Raw genomic sequence first — 16952 nt, 5'->3', positions numbered from 1 at the left:
TTCCCAGAAACGAAAAAGCCGGGCATCACGCCCGGCTTTTTTGTGGCTATATTGATCGGTTGTGTCAGGTGCGAACCGGCTCGGCAAAGCGCGCCCGCGCCCAGAACTCCACTACCGCCATCATCACGATCACGATGAAGCCCTGATGGGAGAGCGCCAGCCAGAATGGCACGTGACCGAGCAGCGTGCCGATGCCGATCAGCATCTGGACGAAGAGGATAGCCACGACGGCATGCGCTGCCCCTCGCAGATGGCGCGCGGCCTCGCTCCGATAGACCGCCCACATGGCCCAGAGCGCAAAGCCGACGATCAGATAGGCGGTCATGCGATGCTGGAACTGGACCGTCAGGACGTTCTCGAAGTGATTGATCCAAGCCGGAGCCATGGTCCACAGGCCCGAGGGAATGAACTGCCCGTCCATCAGCGGCCATGTGTTGAAGGACAGGCCCGCCTTGAGGCCGGCGACCAGCCCGCCGAGAAAGATCTGCAGCACAAGCAGGCCGAGCATGAGCTTTGCCGCCCCCGAGAACGGGCGCGACGCCTGCGGGCTAGCGGAGGCGCGATCCGCAGGGATCAACGCGAGATATCGGGCCAGGGCGAAGAGATAGATGAAGATCAGGCAGGCCAGCGTCAGGTGCGTTGCAAGGCGATACTGGCTGACATCGACGCGCTCGGCGAGGCCCGATACCACCATCCACCAGCCGACCACGCCCTGCATGCCCCCGAGCACGAATCCGCCGACGAGCCAGGGCAGCAGCCATCGCTCGATCCGCCCGCGCCACCAGAACCAGACAAGCGGTACGAAGAACGCAAGGCCGATGACGCGACCCAGCAGGCGATGCCCCCATTCCCACCAGAAGATGAACTTGAACTCCTCAAGCGACATCCCCTTGTTGATCAGCTGGTACTCGGGGATCTGGCGGTATTTCTCCAGCTCCTCCTCCCACTCTGCGACGGAAAGCGGAGGGATGACGCCGTGGATCGGCTTCCACTCGGTGATCGACAGGCCGCTGTCGGTGAGGCGGGTTGCACCGCCGACCACGATCATGGCGAAAATCAGCACGCAGATCGCGTAGAGCCAGAAACGAATGGCCTTCCGGTCGGAGGCGATACGAGCGGTGGCATCGTCCAGCGGAGCGGAGAGCGGGGCTGCCATCGTGTCGGACATGGGGAGTTACCGTGCCGTGATATGGGAGGCGGCACAGAGCGTGCCGCAAGCCTGAGCGGGGTTATAGGCACGGGGCGCGGAAGACAAGGGCTTGACGAGCGGGGGCGCTGTGACACATGCACTCATGCGACGCTGACAAGCACGCCCCTACCCGCCCAATGTCGAGAGGCGGGCACAATGCCCCTGCCCCACCGGTCCGGAGACGAGATGCGAAACCCCGTGCGTAAATTCATCGGCATGTTGGTGCTGGTCATCTTCGTGATCTCATACGCTTTTACGGCGATGGTGATCGGCGACATGACGTTGCAACACTCGTCGCGCGTTGTGCAGCTGCTATATTTCGGTATCGCAGGCATTGCCTGGACGATTCCGGCCGGCGCCATCATCTGGTGGATGGAGCACGGCTTCCGGATCAGCCGCAGGCGGGATGCGGATTGATCGTGTCCCGAAGGCGGCGCGCCGCATTATAGACCGGGAACGGCGCACCGGTCAGGTATTGCGAAACGATCGCCGCGCTCTGGAAATAGCCGTTGAGCGAGATGCGCGGCAGGGCCATCGGCTCCAGGTCCGGGGACAGAACGCCGGGACGGGTCGTGACGGCAGCAGCAAAGCCGAGCTCGCGGATTACCTCCATCGACTGGACATTGACCGCCGCCTCGTACCCATAGGGATAGGCGAAGACGCAGGGGTGAACGCCGAGCTCCTGTTCGAGACGTTCCAGCCCCTTGGCAACATCCCGTCGCATGCGATCGCGCGTCAGGCGCGCCAGCGCATAGTGATCGTGGGTATGCGCCCCGACCGAAAATAGCGGGTCGCGCAGCATGTCGCGCAATTCGTCCCAGCTCAGGATCAGCTCCTCTGCAAGTCCTGGCAGGTCGATCCCGTGGATGGTTGCCAGCCGGCGCAGTTCCAGGCGCTGGGAATCTTCACCAAGATCCCGCGTGAACCAGTGCAGGAGGTGACAGAACACCTTCTCCTTGTCCGCGTCGGTGCGGGCGGAAAAGCGGCGCATGCTGGCGCCCACCGGCACCTCCACTTCATCCGCCGTCGTGACGATCCTCTCGAGCGCTTCCCACCAGATCTCAGAACTGCGATCGGCAAAGCCCGAGGTCACGAAAATGGTGAAAGGCGCCGAATGGCGCTTCAGCACCGGCCAGGCATGAACGAGATTGTCGCGGTACCCGTCGTCGAAGGTCAGCGCGGCGAAGCGCTTGCCGTCGTAGTTCGGCTCGCGCATGCGTTTGACGGCTGTCTCCAGGGAGACGATCTCCATGCCCGCGGCGCGGATCTGCCGGATCGTGCGGTCGAGAAATTCAGGTGTGATTGTGAGATGGGCATTGGGGGCAAAGCCCTTCGGCGCCTCGGCCGGCCGTACGCTGTGCAGTGTGAAAATGACGCCCCGGCCGCCGGTGAATGGCGACAACAGACGGCCCACCCCGCTCCAGTGCAAGAGCTTGCAGCCTCCAGCCAATAGGTGACGCCGCAGATCCATCTTCTCAAAATGCCTCTTTCCGGCGAATACGTACCGGTTTTTTCAACTGGGGGAAGCATATCGACGTTTTCTTTAGAACTCCTTGCTAGTCAGGTCGACAATCGAACGAGTGGCAATCAGGTCAACAACGACGAGAGCATGGCGGATGGGGAACGCAATGATCAGGTCGGTCGGACTGTTCCGGTCGGATGACTGGGATACGATGGACATTGAAGCGATGAGGCTGGATGCCATGCTCGAAAATGGCGAGTTCGCCGTACGCACGCATCGCAACCCGGCGGATGCCGCCTGCGCCTGGCGCCATCTGGAGGAGAACGCCTTCGGCACGCTGTTCACCAGCTACGAGTGGCTCGCCTCCTGGTATGATCATGTGGGGCGCCCACGCGGCATCGAGGCGGTCATTGTCGTAGGGGAGATCGAGGGCGAGCCCGCGTTCCTCCTGCCGCTCGCCGTGATGAAGGCATGTGGCGGCGCCGTTCGGCTCGGCCGATTCCTCGGCGACTTTCACGGCAACCAGAACAGCGGTCTCTGGCGGCGGGATGTCTTTGCCGGCATTCACGGCAAGAGCCTGCGCAAGGCGTTGCTGCGCATCGGGCGCGAGCACCGTATCGATCTCTTCGACCTCAAATACGTTCCGGCCACCATGGATGATCGCGTCCATCCGCTGATCGACCGGCATGCCACCGAGAGCCTGAACGCGGTTCACGCCTTTCCGCTGCAGTCCGATTTCGAGGCGCTCTACAAAGAGCGCCGCAGCGCCAGCGCCCGCAAGAAACTGCGGGTGAAGGAAAAGAAGCTCGCGGAACTGGGCGGTCTCGTCTGGCGCAAGGCAGCGGACGAGGAAACGGCCCTGCACTTCCTGGACACGCTGGTTTCGCAGCGCAGTGCACGCCAAGCCTCGCAAGGCATCCCCAACGTTTTCGAGCCGGCCGACGTTCGAGGCTTTCTCACGGACCAGCTGCGGGGCGCGATCCGCGATCACTCCGAGCATGTCACCATCCACGCGCTGGAAGCGGGAGGACGCATCCGCGCGACCTACCTTTGCGGCGTGCAGTATGGCCGATACCACGCCTATACCAACAGCATCGACGAAGAGGTGGCGGCCTGCAGCCCCGGCGACATCCTGCTGAATCATGTGATTGCGGATGCCTGCCGGCTTGGGGCCCACACCTTCGATTTCGGCCTTGGAGCGGAGCGCTACAAGACCGCATGGGCCGACAAGGAAGTGCTGATGGATGTGGAGATCCCGGTTACGCTCACCGGGCACCTTGCGCAGCGCGGGATCAAGCAGGTGCGCAATCTCAAGCGCCAGATCCGCAACAAGCCGGCGCTCTGGCAGGTGGTTCGCGCCATGCGCAAGCTGAAGGGCTAAGCAGCCGTCCAAGCGGTTCATCCAACAAGAAAGGCCAGGCGAAACGCCTGGCCTTTCTTGTTTTGGAGCCTGGTTCCAGGCAGCATTCCCGCTACCCGGTCAGGCCGCCATGTCGGCCCAGCCTGTCCCGCTGCCCTTGGTTCCGTCATTCACCGTCTCGACGATCACCGGCGCGCCGGTCTGATCTTCAAGCATGCGCATGGCGTCCTCCATCTCCGGATCGGCAGGGGATCCGCCCGAGGCCACCACGACCTGATCGGCCATCGCCAGGATCTGGGCGCTGATCAGCGAATCGTCGATCAGCCCGAGGTCGAAGAACACCTGATCATAGGTGTGATCGATCGCCTCCATCAGCATCTCGAACCGTTCGTTCTGGGCGAGCTCGTCATCTATCGCGCGGCGTCCGGCCTCGATCACATGAGCGCGGGACGCCGCATCCCGGTAGATGACGCCGGCGAAAGAGGCCGTTCCGTCCAGCAGTTCCGCAAAGCCGGGAACGGCCTCCGGATCGGCAAGGTCAGGTCGCACCTCGAGAAACAGCGGCATCACGCCCTCCTCTGCGGCGGCGCGGACAAGACGGAACGTCACGCTCTGCGAGATCTCGTCGCTGTCGACGCTGAGCACCGCGACACGGCGGGGGCGCGCAGCCGAAGGCGCCGCGGCAGGTCCATCGAGCCCGGAGGCGGGGGGCGTTGCCACTGCCTCGGCATCCTGCAGCGTGTCGTCTTCAACATCGGTCGAAGCCGCCGTTGCGGCCTGAGCAGAAACGGGAGCAGACCATCCATAGGAGAACGTCGAGGCGCCAGCACGGTATGTCGGAAGGCCCGCAGCTTCGGTGGACGGCCGTGCGCCGCTGCCCAAATGCGAAGGGGCGGCAACCGGATTTGCAGTTTCTCCGGTCTCGATCACGCGAGTGACAAACGCCCGCCCCGAGACGAAAACACCGAGAATGACGGCAATGGCCGAGAGCATGAGCGACACGAATGCGGCTATGGCGACGGTTTGCGGCACCTTGGGAGAGAACGGCTCCAGCGGAACCGTCGCCCGGGAGATGACGCGCGCATCGGCGCCGATGGCGGTGGCATTGCGCCGAGTGTCCGCCTCGCGGTAGCGGGTCATCAACTGGTCGAGCTGGGTTGCCTTGACCGCCGCCTCCCGCTCCAGATCCCGCAGACGCACCTGATCATCGTTCGACCGTGCAGCGCGGGTCTTCAGCTGTTCTAGCGTCGCCTGCAGAGAAGCCACCCGCTCCTGCTGGATACCTGCCTCGTTTTCAAGGCCCGCGGCCACGCGCCCGGCTTCCTGGCGGATCTGCCGCTCGAAATCGTCGAGCTGCGACCGCAACGCGCGAATCTGCGGATGGTTGGGAAGCAGTGTCGTCGACAATTCGGCGATACGAGCCTGCAGCTCCACCTGGCGTTCGCGCAGGCGCTGGATCAGCTGCGAATTCAGCACGTCCTGCATTCCGTCGAGCGACCCGCCACCGGCAAGCTGGCTGCGGATCAGCTTGGCCCGCGCCTCGGCCTGGGACTGCGCCGCGCGGGCATCAGACAGTTGAGTGCCGATCTCGCCGAGCTGCTGGCGGTCGAGCGTCTGGTTGTCGGCCCCCAGCAGGAGGTCGTTCTTCGAGCGGAAATCCTCCGCGCGCTTTTGCGCCGCCTGGACCTCCTCGCGCAGACGCTCGATCTGCGGCTCGAGAGAGGCCGCAGCGATATCGGTCGTCTCGCGCTTCACCGACGACTGCAGATCCAGATATTCCTCGACAACCGCGTTGGCGACCCGGGCAGCGAGTTCAGGATCGCGGGAGACATAGCGAACAGAGATGACGCGCGAGCCGTCGACGCGAAAAACCTCGAGATTGTCGTAGAAGACCTTGAGGACCCGCTCTTCGCGGGTGTTGCTGTCGCCATCCCGCATCAGCCCGAGCGCAACGAACATCTCGCGAACCAGGCTGCTGGAGCCGGCCTCGAACTCCGGAACACTGGCGAGATCCAGCCGCTGAGCGACGCGCCGCATCAGGTCACGAGATTGCAGCAGCTCGACCTGGCTGGCGACGCCCTCGGTGTCGAGCAACGCCCTCTCCTCTTCCGCCCCGCGCACGTCGCCGGGATAGACGATGTTGGAAGTCTCGATCAGCACTTTCGATTCGGCGCGGTAGCGCGCGGGAACGAACTGGAGAATGACGAATGTCAGGATCACCGCCCCGACGACGAGCGGCACGATCCAGCGGAGCGAACGACGCAATGCCGTAAGGATCGCCGAAAGGTCGATCTCGACGCGCTCGTCGACGCCGGGCGGGCGGACGTCAGGTGCGTGCGGCTGATTCATGCTCGCTACTCCGGAAGGATGTCTGCGAGGATGATGACGATTCATGGTAAGCGGAGAGTTAACCTCCGGTCGATACCGTAAACCTGAAAGACGACACCGAAGCCGCCGTGATTCACCGCAAGTTAACCACGTTGCGGAAAAGAATGGCGCAATCGCTTCAGGAGATCGGAATGTTCACGCGCCTCATCGCCGTCCTCTGCCTGGCTCTGACGGTCGCCGCCTGCAGCGGATACCGCCAGCCCCCCACGGCATTCCACGACATTCTCACCAAGCCCTACCGTCTTGATTCCAGTGACGTGCTGCGAGTGATCGTGTTCGGTCAGCAGGACCTCAACAACACCTATACGGTGGACCAGGCCGGCTATATCGCGATGCCGCTCATCGGCAGCGTCGCAGCACGTGGCCTGACGGTTCGCGAACTCGAGGCGCAGATCACAAACCGCTTGAAAAACGGGTACTTGCGCGATCCGGACGTGTCCGTAGAGGTCGCCACCTACCGCCCGGTCTTCGTCATGGGCGAAGTCAGCAATGCCGGCCAGTACCCTTATGTCGCGGGCATGACCGCGCAGAACGCGATCGCCACTGCCGGCGGCTTCACGCCTCGCGGGCAGCAGAACTCGGTCGACATCACGCGCCAGATCAATGGCGAGGTGATCAGCGGCCGCGTGCCGATCACCGACCCCGTTCGGCCCGGCGACACGATCTATGTACGGGAGCGATTCTTCTAATCATCGCGCGACCTTCGCTCCTTTCGCGGATTAACCAGCGACTCATCCCTGTCTGCTAACGTTCTTCAAGCGTGACCTGGAAGATAATCCAGGCGCGCTGAAGCGTTGAGCCAGGGAGTTTCCAGATGACCGCCGCGCCCTTGCGCATCGTTCACATCGTTCGCGCCCCGATCGGCGGCATCTTTCGGCACATCTCGGATCTGGCGCTGGCCCAGACACGTGCCGGCCACCAGGTCGGAGTGATCTGCGACGCTTCCACCGGCGGCGCCTTCGAGGCCGAGGCCATCGCCCGGCTCGCTCCGCAACTCGCCCTCGGCATTGCACGCTTTCCGATGCGCCGGCAGGTTACCCCCGCCGACTTTGGTGCAGCCTTTTCTCTTTTCCGCCACGTGCGCGACCTGAAGCCGGACGTCCTGCATGGCCATGGCGCCAAGGGCGGCGTTTTTGCGCGTGCGATCGGCACCTTTCTGCGGCTTCGCGGGCGCAAGGTCACGCGAATCTACTGCCCGCACGGCGGCAGCCTTCACTACGATCCGCAGCGCATCGAGGGGCGAATCTATTTCGCGCTGGAGCGGTTGCAGGAGCGGTTCACCGACGGGCTCGTCTTCGTTTCCGACTACGAGTACTCTGCGTACGAATCGAAGGTCGCACAACCGAAGGTCGCAGCCCGCGTCGTCTATAACGGATTGGCCCCCGAGGAATTCTCCGAAGTACCGCCCCAGGCGGATGCGGCCGACTTCATGTTCATCGGCATGCTTCGCGACCTGAAGGGGCCCGATCTTTTCATCCAGGCGCTGGCACAGCTGGAAAGAACCTATGGGATGACGGCACGCGCGCATATCGTCGGCGAAGGCGAAGATCGTCCGCGCTACGAAGCGATGGTGCGCGAATTCGGCCTGGAGCAGCGTGTCACGTTCCTCGGGGCCAAGCCCGCACGCGATGCCTTCCGTCAGGCACGCTGCGTCGTGGTGCCCTCCCGTGCGGAGGCCATGCCCTATATCGTTCTGGAAACGGTGGCTGCAAAAGTGCCTTTGATCGCAACACGTGTGGGCGGCATTCCCGAGATCTTCGGCCGCTATGCCGACAAGCTGGTAACGCCCGGCAATGTGGACGAACTGGCCGCGGCCATGGCCGCCGCCTTCAGCGACCCGGACGCCATGCGCCGGCGGGCGGAAGGGCAGCGCAAATGCCTTTCGGAAACGTTCAATGTCGAACTGATGAACGACCGCATCACCTCGCTCTATCTGGAAACACGAGGCGCAAAGCGGCAGGACAAGGCTGGACGGAGCCCGGAGACGTCGACGCTGGTATCTGCCAGCGCGTTGGCGAACCGGGAAGCCGGATCGCCGGGCAGGCATGAATGAAGGAGGCAAAGGACGTGCCCCCGCACCACACCGCGCAGCTTCTGCACAACGTCATGCCCAGCAGCGCCGAGAGCGATGCTGAAAACTCCGCGCAGCTGAACAACAGCAAGCTGTCTCCGCTGGCCATCAAGATCGCCAACGGTCTGCAGACCTCGGTCATCTCGCCGAGCGTTCTGGGCGGCACCGTGCGCCTTGCCGACCTGGCCATCGTCAGCGCCTTCGGCTTCGCGTCCCTGCATTCTGGAGGCGTGCCGCTCGCGTCTTCCACTGCGCTGTTGCCGGTCGGCACCGCACTGCTGCTGTCCTCTGCCTTCTTCCAAGCCTCGGACTGCTACCAGATCCCGTTGATGCGCAACATGGTGGCGCAGGCCGCGCGCATGACCATCGCCTGGACCCTGGTCTTCGTCACCTTGTTCATGGCCAAGACTTTCGGCAACGTCATGCGCGGCCTGCCGGGGGATCTTCTAATCATCTGGTACGGGTTCGGCCTTGCAACGCTGCTGACGGCCCGCACGCTTGTCACGATCTTCGTGCGCAAATGGACGCGCGAGGGCCGGCTGGAACGCCGGGCCGTGATCGTCGGCGGCGGTCAGGTGGCAGCCGATTTCATTCACGAGATCGAGCGCCAGCCCAACAATGATATTCGCATCTGCGGTCTGTTCGACGACCGCAAGGGCGACCGCTCGCCCGACATCGTCGCCGGCTACCCCAAGCTCGGGACGGTAAGCGACCTGGTGGAGTTCGCCCGCATCGCGCGCATCGACATGCTGATCGTGACGATCCCGCTGCGCGCGGAAAAGCGGCTGCTCGACTTCCTGAAGACGCTCTGGGTGTTGCCGGTCGACATCCGACTGTCGGCCCATACCGACAAGCTCACGTTTCGCGACCGCGCCTCGTCCTTCATCGGCACCGTGCCGATCGTCGATGTGGTGCACAAGCCGCTGGCCGACTGGGACAGCATCGCCAAGCGTGCCTTCGACCTGACTGTCGCCAGCCTGATGCTCGTGCTGCTGTCGCCGGTGATGATCGCGACCGCCCTGGCGGTGAAGCTGGACAGCAAGGGACCCGCCCTCTTCCGCCAGAAGCGCTACGGCTTCAACAACGAAGTCATCGAGGTTCTCAAGTTCCGCTCGATGTATCACGAGATGGCGGATCCGGGCGCGAAGAAGGTGGTGACCCGCAACGACCCGCGCGTCACCCGTGTCGGCCGCTTCATCCGCCGTTCGTCGCTGGACGAGCTGCCGCAGCTCTTCAACGTGCTGAAGGGCGACCTGTCGCTGGTCGGGCCGCGTCCGCATGCGGTCAATGCCCACACCAACGAGAAGCTCTGGGACGAGGTCGTCGACGGCTACTTCGCACGCCACAAGGTAAAGCCGGGTGTCACCGGATGGGCCCAGATCAATGGCTGGCGCGGCGAAGTGGACACGCCGGAGAAGATCCAGAAGCGCGTAGAGTACGACGTCTACTACATCGAGAACTGGTCGATCCTGTTCGACCTCAGGATCCTGCTGGCAACGCCGTTTGCCCTGTTCAAGTCGGAGAACGCCTATTGAGTGCGGCCACCCATAGCGGGTTTGCCGGTGGTGCGGGCCTGCGGGTCGACACGCGCCTCATCGGTACGCTCGCATTGTGGGTGGTCACGTTTCTCGGCGGTTTCGTGCTTCGCGAGCCAGCGCCCTACGAGCTTGCGATGGTCGTGGTGCTCTCCGGCTGGCTGCTCTCCGGCCCGAGGTTTTCCCCCGCCGTTGGCCCTCTGCTGCTGCTGGTGGTCCTGTTCATCTGCGGAGGCCTCATGGCGACGCTGATGTCGGACGATTTCGGCGAGGCGATCATGTACATCGCCGTGACCGGCTTTCTGGCCCTGACCGCCGTCTTCTTCGCTGCCGTGACCGCCAGCGATCCGACACGCCTTGCGACCATCGCCAATGCCTACACGGCCAGTGCCGTCATCGTCGCGATTCTCGGCATCGGTGGGTATTTCGGTGTCCTGCCCGGCAGCCTTTTCACTCTCTATGGCCGCGCCAAGGGCACGTTCCAGGATCCGAACGTCTTCGGCCCGTTCCTGGTGCTCCCCTGGGCAGTCGCACTGCATGCGGTGCTGACCCGTCCGTTGAACCGCTCCCTGATCGCCCTTTCCGTCCTCGCGGTGCTCAGCTTCGGCATCCTGCTCAGCTTTTCGCGCGCAGCCTGGGGCCTTGCAGCCTTTTCGGGAGCCGGGCTCTACGTGATCCTGTTCTCGATGACGCAGGACCGCGGCGAGCGCAGCCGGCTGATCCTCATCGGTATCGCCGGCGCTCTTGCGCTGCTGGCCATGATCGCCGTCGCGCTGTCGGTCGATTCCATCTCCGGTATGCTGTTGCAGCGTGCCAAGCTGGTGCAGGACTACGACACCGCGCGCCTCGGTCGCTTCGCACGCTACTCGCTCGGCTTCCAGATGGTACTCGACAACCCCTTCGGCCTCGGTCCCTTGCAGTTCCGCAACTTCTTTCCTGAGGACGAGCACAACACCTATCTGAAGGCGTTCACCACCTATGGCTGGCTTGGCGGCGTTGCCTATCTATCGCTCGTCGCCTTCACCGCCATCCGCCTCTTTCCGCTGATCTTCCAGCGGCGCCCCTGGACCTGGGCGGCGCAATGCGTGTTCGTTGTCCTGCTCGGGCACATGCTGATGTCGGCGATCATCGACACTGACCGCTGGCGCCATCTCTACCTTCTGTATGGCCTTGCCTGGGGACTTATCGCCTGCGAATACGCCTGGAGAAGCTCGGCCGGGCGCCGTCTCTCCACAGCCGGTGCACGGGTCGCGCATCAGCGGTGAGTGCAGGGCCTTAAGCGCTTGCGTGCCTCTTGCGAAGCGGATAGGAAGTACGGGCTCGCGACAGCGGGCAGTCGGGCAGTAGCGCAGCCTGGTAGCGCACTTCACTGGGGGTGAAGGGGTCGTCGGTTCAAATCCGGCCTGCCCGACCATTTTTTTTGCAATCCAGCCGATTGCACGACACGCCTGCAGCGGCCGGGATCCTGGCGAGCGCGCCGTGTGAAGCCAAATATTCCGGGATCTCCTGACAGTTCAGCGTCAACCGACGGCCACACGGGCGCCTTTCAGGCTCTGCTTGCGGACCGCTGCGCCGATGCCGACTGCCCGCCAGACAGCCGCTGGCACCCGGTGGGCCTCGCATTGTCGCTGGTTCTGCATGTCGCTGCCGTCCTTATCCTGATCCTCTTTGCCGATCCGCCGAAGCCGTTCGGCGTTGCCGGCGATGATGCGATCGAGGTCGTTCTGGTCTCGGCACGCGTGCGGGCGGTGCCGCAGCAAGGCGACCCCGCAGCACAGCAGCCATCATTGACCCGACCTGAGCCTCCGAGGGACGAGCCAGAACCGCAATCACCGGCGCCACCCATCACGCGCCCGGAGCCGGCGGTGCGTGCCGAAACGCCCCCCGAGCCTCGCGTGCCCGCAAGCCCGCCCTCCCCGTCCGGCAAGGCGACCGATCGGCTGAGCTTGGCCCCTTCGCGCAAGCGCGAAATGGTCGAGGCCCAGACGCTCTACACCTCGCGGCTTCGGGACACGGCGCTCGGCCGCGCGTCGCTCGCCGACCTGGCGCTGGCCGATCCGGAAGAGCGGATATTCCAGCTATGCACCTACGAAGCCGTCGAGCAGCTGCGGCGCGAACACCCCGCACGGCGATTCGACTATGCCATTGCGGAAGCGCGCGAGGAGGCCACGCTGTCCGGGCTCGAACTCGAGGCCAAGGGAGCCGCGATCCAGGGGCGCGACCGCTGGTACGACCTGTCGTTTCGCTGCGAGGTTGCGAGCGACCTGATGGGGGTGACGGCATTCTCTTATCTGCTCGGCGCGGAAATCACCCGCCCCGAGCGCGACGACCTAGACCTCCCCACAGGCGGCCCGGTCCACTGAGCGCCCTGCAGCTTGTGCTGAGGTCTACTTGTGCAAGGCGCGAACGGCGCTACCATACCCGTCAAGGATCGGGAGAAGACAATTCCGGCCGACACGTGGGAGGAACGCATATGTGCCATCTCTTTGCCGGGCAGGACCCGGGCGACTACGAACCCGAAACGCGCCGACTGCGACTGAATGGACAAAGCACCAGCATCCGGCTGGAGCGCTCGTTCTGGGAAATCATCGACGAGATCGCGCAGAGCGAAGGCGTCAGCACGCCGGCCTTCATCTCGAAACTCCACTCAGAGGTGCTGGAACTGCGCGGAGAGACGCGCAATTTCACGTCCCTCCTGCGCTGTGCCTGCCTCGTGCGCCTGCGGCAGACCCTGCCACAGCTGCATCTGGAGGCGGCTGAGTAAAAAAACGACTGTAGTAAAACTTTACTACCCGCGAAGTGAACACCGGACGCATCCTTTCTCCATCGGAAGAACTGGGCACCCCCATCTGACCGCGGTCTTGCGGCAGAAAATGTCCGATTGAAGAAACCTGCCGGCACCACCGTCAGGACTGATCCGGGAGAATACTCGTGGCGAAATGTATACACGCGATGGTCCGCGTGATCGATGAAGTGCGTTCAGTCGGCTTCTACAAGACCGCTTTCGGCCTCGACATCGCCGACAGGTTCGAGTTCGACGACTTCATTCTCATCTATCTCAGAAACGACGACGCGGATTTCGAGGTCGAGCTGACGGTCAACAAGGGGCGCACCGAGCCCTATGACCTCGGTAGCGGCTACGGGCACCTCGCCTTCTGTGTCGACGACCTCGATGCGGAACACGCCCGCTTCGAACAGGCGGGGCTCGCTCCGCGCAAGATCGTGGAGTTCAACCGCGACGGCGCGCTGCTGGCCCGTTTCTTCTTCGTTCAGGATCCGGACGGCTACCAGATCGAGGTGCTGCAGCGCCACGGCCGTTATCGCTGAACGGGGCAACCGTTTCGGGAGGGAGGAAAAATGACCGAAACACTGACCCACAGGAACATGACCAGACGGCAATTGCTGGCGCGCAGCGCGGCAGCAGGCGCAGCGTTCGTCATCGGGCCGGGCTTCTTCGCCGCCAGCAACGCGGCATGGGCAATGGAGGTCGCCCATCTGAAGCCGCAGACCATGGCGACGCTCGTGCAGATGGCGCGCGACATCTACCCGCACGACCGCATTCCCGACGAACACTACGTGGCGGCGGTCAAGGGATATGACGCGGCCGACAAGGCGCAAATGATCGAGGCGGGCATCGCCGCCCTCGATGCGGCGGCCCAGGGCAAGGGCCACGCGGGATATCTCGCCGTGGGCTGGGAGCGCGAGCGCGCCGACATCCTGCGCTCGATGGAGGAGAGCGCTTTCTTCCAGGCCGTCCGAGGTGGGCTGGTGACCGGGCTCTACAACCAGAAGGCCGTCTGGCCGCTGTTCGGATACGAGGGAGAGAGCTACTCGCAGGGCGGGTACATCGACCGCGGTTTCGACGACATCAACTGGCTCTGAGGGAGGAGACTGTCATGGCCGCACCATTCGACCTGAATGACGACAGCGTCGTCGTGGTCATCGGGACAGGCGCCGGCGGCGGTGTCCTGGCCAACGAATTGGCCCAGAAGGGCGTCAGCGTGGTGGCGCTGGAAGCCGGCGGGCGATACCTGCCGGAAGATTACATCAACGACGAGTGGGAGAGCTTCGGACAGCTGGCCTGGCTTGATCCGCGCTCGACCTCCGGCGACTGGCGTGTCGCCAAGGACTTTTCCGGCCTGCCGGCCTGGATCGTCAAGGCGGTCGGCGGTACCACCACACACTGGGCGGGCGCCTCGCTGCGGTTCCAGCCGCACGAGTTCAAGACCCGCACCACCTACGGCAACGTGCAGGGCGCCAACCTTCTCGACTGGCCGATCGATCTCGCCGAGATGGAGCCCTGGTACGAGAAAGCGGAGGAGAAGTTGGGCGTCACGCGCACCGGCGGCCGTGAGGGACTGCCCGGCAACAACAACTTCAAGGTGCTCGAGGCCGGTGCCCGCAAGCTCGGCTACAAGGAAGTCCATACCGGACGAATGGCCATCAACTCGGCCGAGCGTGATGATCGCTACGCCTGCCAGCAGACCGGCTTCTGCTTCCAGGGGTGCAAGTGGGGCGCCAAGTGGTCGGCCGCGTATACGGACATTCCGCGCGGCGAGGCCACCGGCAATCTCGAGGTGCGCGAGCGCGCGCATGTGCTGCGTATCGAACACGACGCGGCCGGCAAGGTGACAGGCGTGCTCTATGCCGACAAGGACGGCAACCAGCACCTGCAAAAGGCCCGCGTGGTCTGCGTGGCGGGCAATTCGATCGAGAGCCCCCGCCTGCTGCTCAACTCCGCCTCCAACCTGTTTCCGGACGGGCTGGCCAACTCCTCCGGCCAGGTGGGGCGCAACTACATGCGTCACATGACCGGCTCGGTCTATGCGGTGTTCGACAAGCCGGTGCGCATGTGGCGGGGCACGACCATGGCCGGCATCGTACAGGACGAGGCGCGGCACGACCCTTCCCGCGGGTTCGTCGGCGGCTACGAGCTGGAGACCTTGTCGTTGGGGCTGCCGTTCATGGCTGCGTTCCTCGATCCCGGTGCCTGGGGACGCGAATTCACCACGGCGCTAGACTCCTACGAGAACATGGCCGGGCTCTGGATCGTCGGCGAAGACATGCCCCAGGAGACCAACCGGATCACCCTGAACCACGATCTCAAGGACCAGTATGGGCTGCCGGCACCGAACGTGCACTTCACCGACCATCCCAACGACATCGCGATGCGCAACCATGCCTACAAGCAGGGCATCGCGATCTACGAGGCGGTCGGTGCAACACGCACATTCCCGACCCCGCCCTATCCCTCCACCCACAATCTCGGCACCAACCGGATGTCGGAGAACCCGAGGGATGGCGTAGTCAATCGTTGGGGCCGGACCCATGACGTGCCGAACCTCTACGTATCGGACGGCAGCCAGTTCACCACGGGCGCGGCGGAAAACCCGACGTTGACGATCGTGGCTCTCGCTATCCGCCAGGCGGACCACATCGCCTCGGAGATGTCGCGCGGCACGCTCTAGCTCGCGCCGGCACATTCGGAAGGCGGCTCGGCATGTAGCCTGGGCTGCCTCCCGGAATGATTGCATGATTTATCATATGTATGATTTTATATCTCCCACTCACCTGCCCGGATGAGGCTCTCCTTCCTCAGGGGAACCGCATCCGGGATCTTTGTGAGCACCAATCGGGGCGAAGATCCCGAACCCCGCAGCCGTGGAGGCGGCTGCCTATTCCGGAGGAAACCCATGAAGACTTTCCTGCTTGCAAGCATCGGCCTGCTGGCCGTGACATCCCTTGCCGCCGCGCAGGCGCCGGTGCCGGACAACCTCGAAAAACTGTCGAACTTCCAGAGCACCGGCACCACGGAATTCACCTTCGTGGAGCAGAGCGGCGCCTATGCCGACGGCATTCGCGAAACCTTGAAGCGCATCAAGCTTCCGGCCGGGTTCAAGATCGATCTCTACGCCGTGGTGCCCGACGCGCGCCATATGGCCGTCGGCCCGCAGGGCATTGTCACCTTCGTCGGCACGCGCAAGGACAAGGTCTGGGCCGTGACCGACCGCAACAAGGACCGGGTCGCCGACGAGGTGAAAAACTTCGCCCCGTCTTTGAAGTTCGCGATCCCGAACGGTCCCTGCTTCTCGAAGGACGGCTTCCTCTATATCGCCGAGCAGAACCGCGTTCTGGTCTATCCGGCGGCCGAATTCTTCTACGAGAGCCCGGACGTCGCCGCCTTCAACGTCGTCAAGCAGGGCGAACTCGTCCCGGCAACGGAGGAGAGCTACAATCACACCGCCCGGGTGTGCAAGATCGGCCCCGACGGCAAGCTCTACATCTCGCTGGGCCAGCCGTTCAACGTGGCGCCTGCCGAAAAGCTGGACCTCTACAAGGAGCACGGCATCGGCGGCATGATCCGCATCAACACCGACGGAACCGGGCGTGAGGTCTACACCTACGGCATTCGCAACTCGGTCGGCCACGACTTCCATCCCGAAACCGGCGAGCTTTGGTTCACCGACAACCAGGTGGACGGCATGGGCGATGACATCCCGCCGGGCGAGATCAACCGTCAGACGGCAGCCGGGCAGCATTTCGGACATCCCTGGTATGGCGGCGGCAGCGTGCGCACCAACGAGTATGCCGGCCAGGAAGTGCCGGTCGACGTGGTAATGCCTGCGGTCGAGACCGTGGCTCATGCGGCGGATCTCGGCATGTCCTTCTACACGGGCCGTCAGTTTCCGGAGAAGTACAAGAACGCGATCTTCTCCGCCCAGCACGGCTCGTGGAACCGGACGGAACCGGTCGGCGCCCGGGTGATGGTGACCTTCATCGATGGCGAGGGCAACGCAACCACCGAACCCTTCGCCGAGGGCTGGATCGACGAGAACGGCGAATATCTCGGCCGGCCGGTCGATGTCGCGCAGTTGCGGGACGGTTCGATCCTGGTGTCCGACGACCTTGCCGGAGCCCTGTACCGCATCTCCTACGAAGGGAACTGA

The 16952-nt window shown here is 63.9% G+C and carries 15 protein-coding genes and 1 tRNA gene; 13 read left to right on the top strand and 3 right to left on the bottom strand.

The features are described 5' to 3' along the window. Positions 1–64: 64 nt before the first annotated feature. A complete protein-coding gene (locus H7H34_RS09905; protein ID WP_245165032.1) occupies positions 65–1168 on the bottom strand; it encodes a COX15/CtaA family protein in 1104 nt (367 codons plus the stop codon). A gap of 219 nt (positions 1169–1387) precedes the next feature. Here H7H34_RS09905 and H7H34_RS09900 point away from each other — a divergent pair, with 219 nt between their 5' ends. Next, positions 1388–1606 carry a DUF2842 domain-containing protein gene (locus H7H34_RS09900; RefSeq protein WP_371811377.1) on the top strand — a complete coding sequence of 73 codons (219 nt, stop codon included), beginning with the start codon at positions 1388–1390 and terminating at the stop codon, positions 1604–1606. Here H7H34_RS09900 and H7H34_RS09895 read toward each other — a convergent pair. Beyond that, on the bottom strand, positions 1581–2591 hold the full coding sequence (locus H7H34_RS09895; protein WP_209006190.1) for a polysaccharide deacetylase family protein: 1011 nt from the start codon (positions 2589–2591) through the stop codon (positions 1581–1583). The genes H7H34_RS09900 and H7H34_RS09895 overlap by 26 nt on opposite strands. 271 nt (positions 2592–2862) lie before the next feature. Here H7H34_RS09895 and H7H34_RS09890 point away from each other — a divergent pair, with 271 nt between their 5' ends. Continuing rightward, a complete protein-coding gene (locus H7H34_RS09890) occupies positions 2863–4032 on the top strand; it encodes a GNAT family N-acetyltransferase (RefSeq protein ID WP_185925090.1) in 1170 nt (389 codons plus the stop codon). A 99-nt stretch (positions 4033–4131) separates the two neighbouring features. On the opposite strand, the gene H7H34_RS09885 is transcribed toward H7H34_RS09890, so the two are convergent. Continuing rightward, on the bottom strand, positions 4132–6360 hold the full coding sequence (locus tag H7H34_RS09885) for an exopolysaccharide transport family protein (protein WP_185925089.1): 2229 nt from the start codon (positions 6358–6360) through the stop codon (positions 4132–4134). Between the two features lie 170 nt (positions 6361–6530). Here H7H34_RS09885 and H7H34_RS09880 point away from each other — a divergent pair, with 170 nt between their 5' ends. From H7H34_RS09880 to H7H34_RS09830, 11 genes are all read left to right on the top strand, one after another. After that, a complete protein-coding gene (locus H7H34_RS09880; RefSeq protein WP_120268045.1) occupies positions 6531–7088 on the top strand; it encodes a polysaccharide biosynthesis/export family protein in 558 nt (185 codons plus the stop codon). A 125-nt stretch (positions 7089–7213) separates the two neighbouring features. Continuing rightward, a complete protein-coding gene (locus H7H34_RS09875) occupies positions 7214–8452 on the top strand; it encodes a glycosyltransferase (RefSeq protein ID WP_185925088.1) in 1239 nt (412 codons plus the stop codon). Then, on the top strand, positions 8449–10005 hold the full coding sequence (locus H7H34_RS09870) for an undecaprenyl-phosphate glucose phosphotransferase (protein WP_371811376.1): 1557 nt from the start codon (positions 8449–8451) through the stop codon (positions 10003–10005). Before H7H34_RS09875 ends, H7H34_RS09870 begins: the two co-directional genes overlap by 4 nt. Next, positions 10002–11270, top strand: coding sequence for an O-antigen ligase family protein (locus H7H34_RS09865; protein WP_120268047.1), 1269 nt, complete (start codon positions 10002–10004; stop codon positions 11268–11270). Before H7H34_RS09870 ends, H7H34_RS09865 begins: the two co-directional genes overlap by 4 nt. 72 nt (positions 11271–11342) lie before the next feature. Further along, positions 11343–11419, top strand: a tRNA-Pro gene (locus tag H7H34_RS09860). Between the two features lie 67 nt (positions 11420–11486). Further along, positions 11487–12368 carry a DUF930 domain-containing protein gene (locus H7H34_RS23730; RefSeq protein ID WP_185925087.1) on the top strand — a complete coding sequence of 294 codons (882 nt, stop codon included), beginning with the start codon at positions 11487–11489 and terminating at the stop codon, positions 12366–12368. 110 nt (positions 12369–12478) lie between these two features. After that, positions 12479–12769, top strand: coding sequence for a ribbon-helix-helix domain-containing protein (locus tag H7H34_RS09850; protein ID WP_120268050.1), 291 nt, complete (start codon positions 12479–12481; stop codon positions 12767–12769). A gap of 167 nt (positions 12770–12936) precedes the next feature. Beyond that, positions 12937–13332 carry a VOC family protein gene (locus tag H7H34_RS09845; protein ID WP_185925086.1) on the top strand — a complete coding sequence of 132 codons (396 nt, stop codon included), beginning with the start codon at positions 12937–12939 and terminating at the stop codon, positions 13330–13332. Between the two features lie 30 nt (positions 13333–13362). Then, complete coding sequence (locus H7H34_RS09840) at positions 13363–13887, top strand: twin-arginine translocation signal domain-containing protein (RefSeq protein ID WP_185925085.1); 525 nt, start codon at positions 13363–13365, stop codon at positions 13885–13887. A gap of 14 nt (positions 13888–13901) precedes the next feature. Next, positions 13902–15473 (top strand): GMC family oxidoreductase, encoded by a 1572-nt coding sequence (locus tag H7H34_RS09835; protein ID WP_185925084.1) that lies wholly within the window; start codon positions 13902–13904, stop codon positions 15471–15473. 225 nt (positions 15474–15698) lie between these two features. After that, complete coding sequence (locus H7H34_RS09830; RefSeq protein WP_185925083.1) at positions 15699–16952, top strand: PQQ-dependent sugar dehydrogenase; 1254 nt, start codon at positions 15699–15701, stop codon at positions 16950–16952.

Source organism: Stappia sp. 28M-7, assembly GCF_014252955.1.
Lineage (GTDB): Bacteria > Pseudomonadota > Alphaproteobacteria > Rhizobiales > Stappiaceae > Stappia.
The sequence above is the reverse complement of the archived record's forward strand: the minus strand, read 5'-3'. Positions and strand labels throughout refer to the sequence as shown.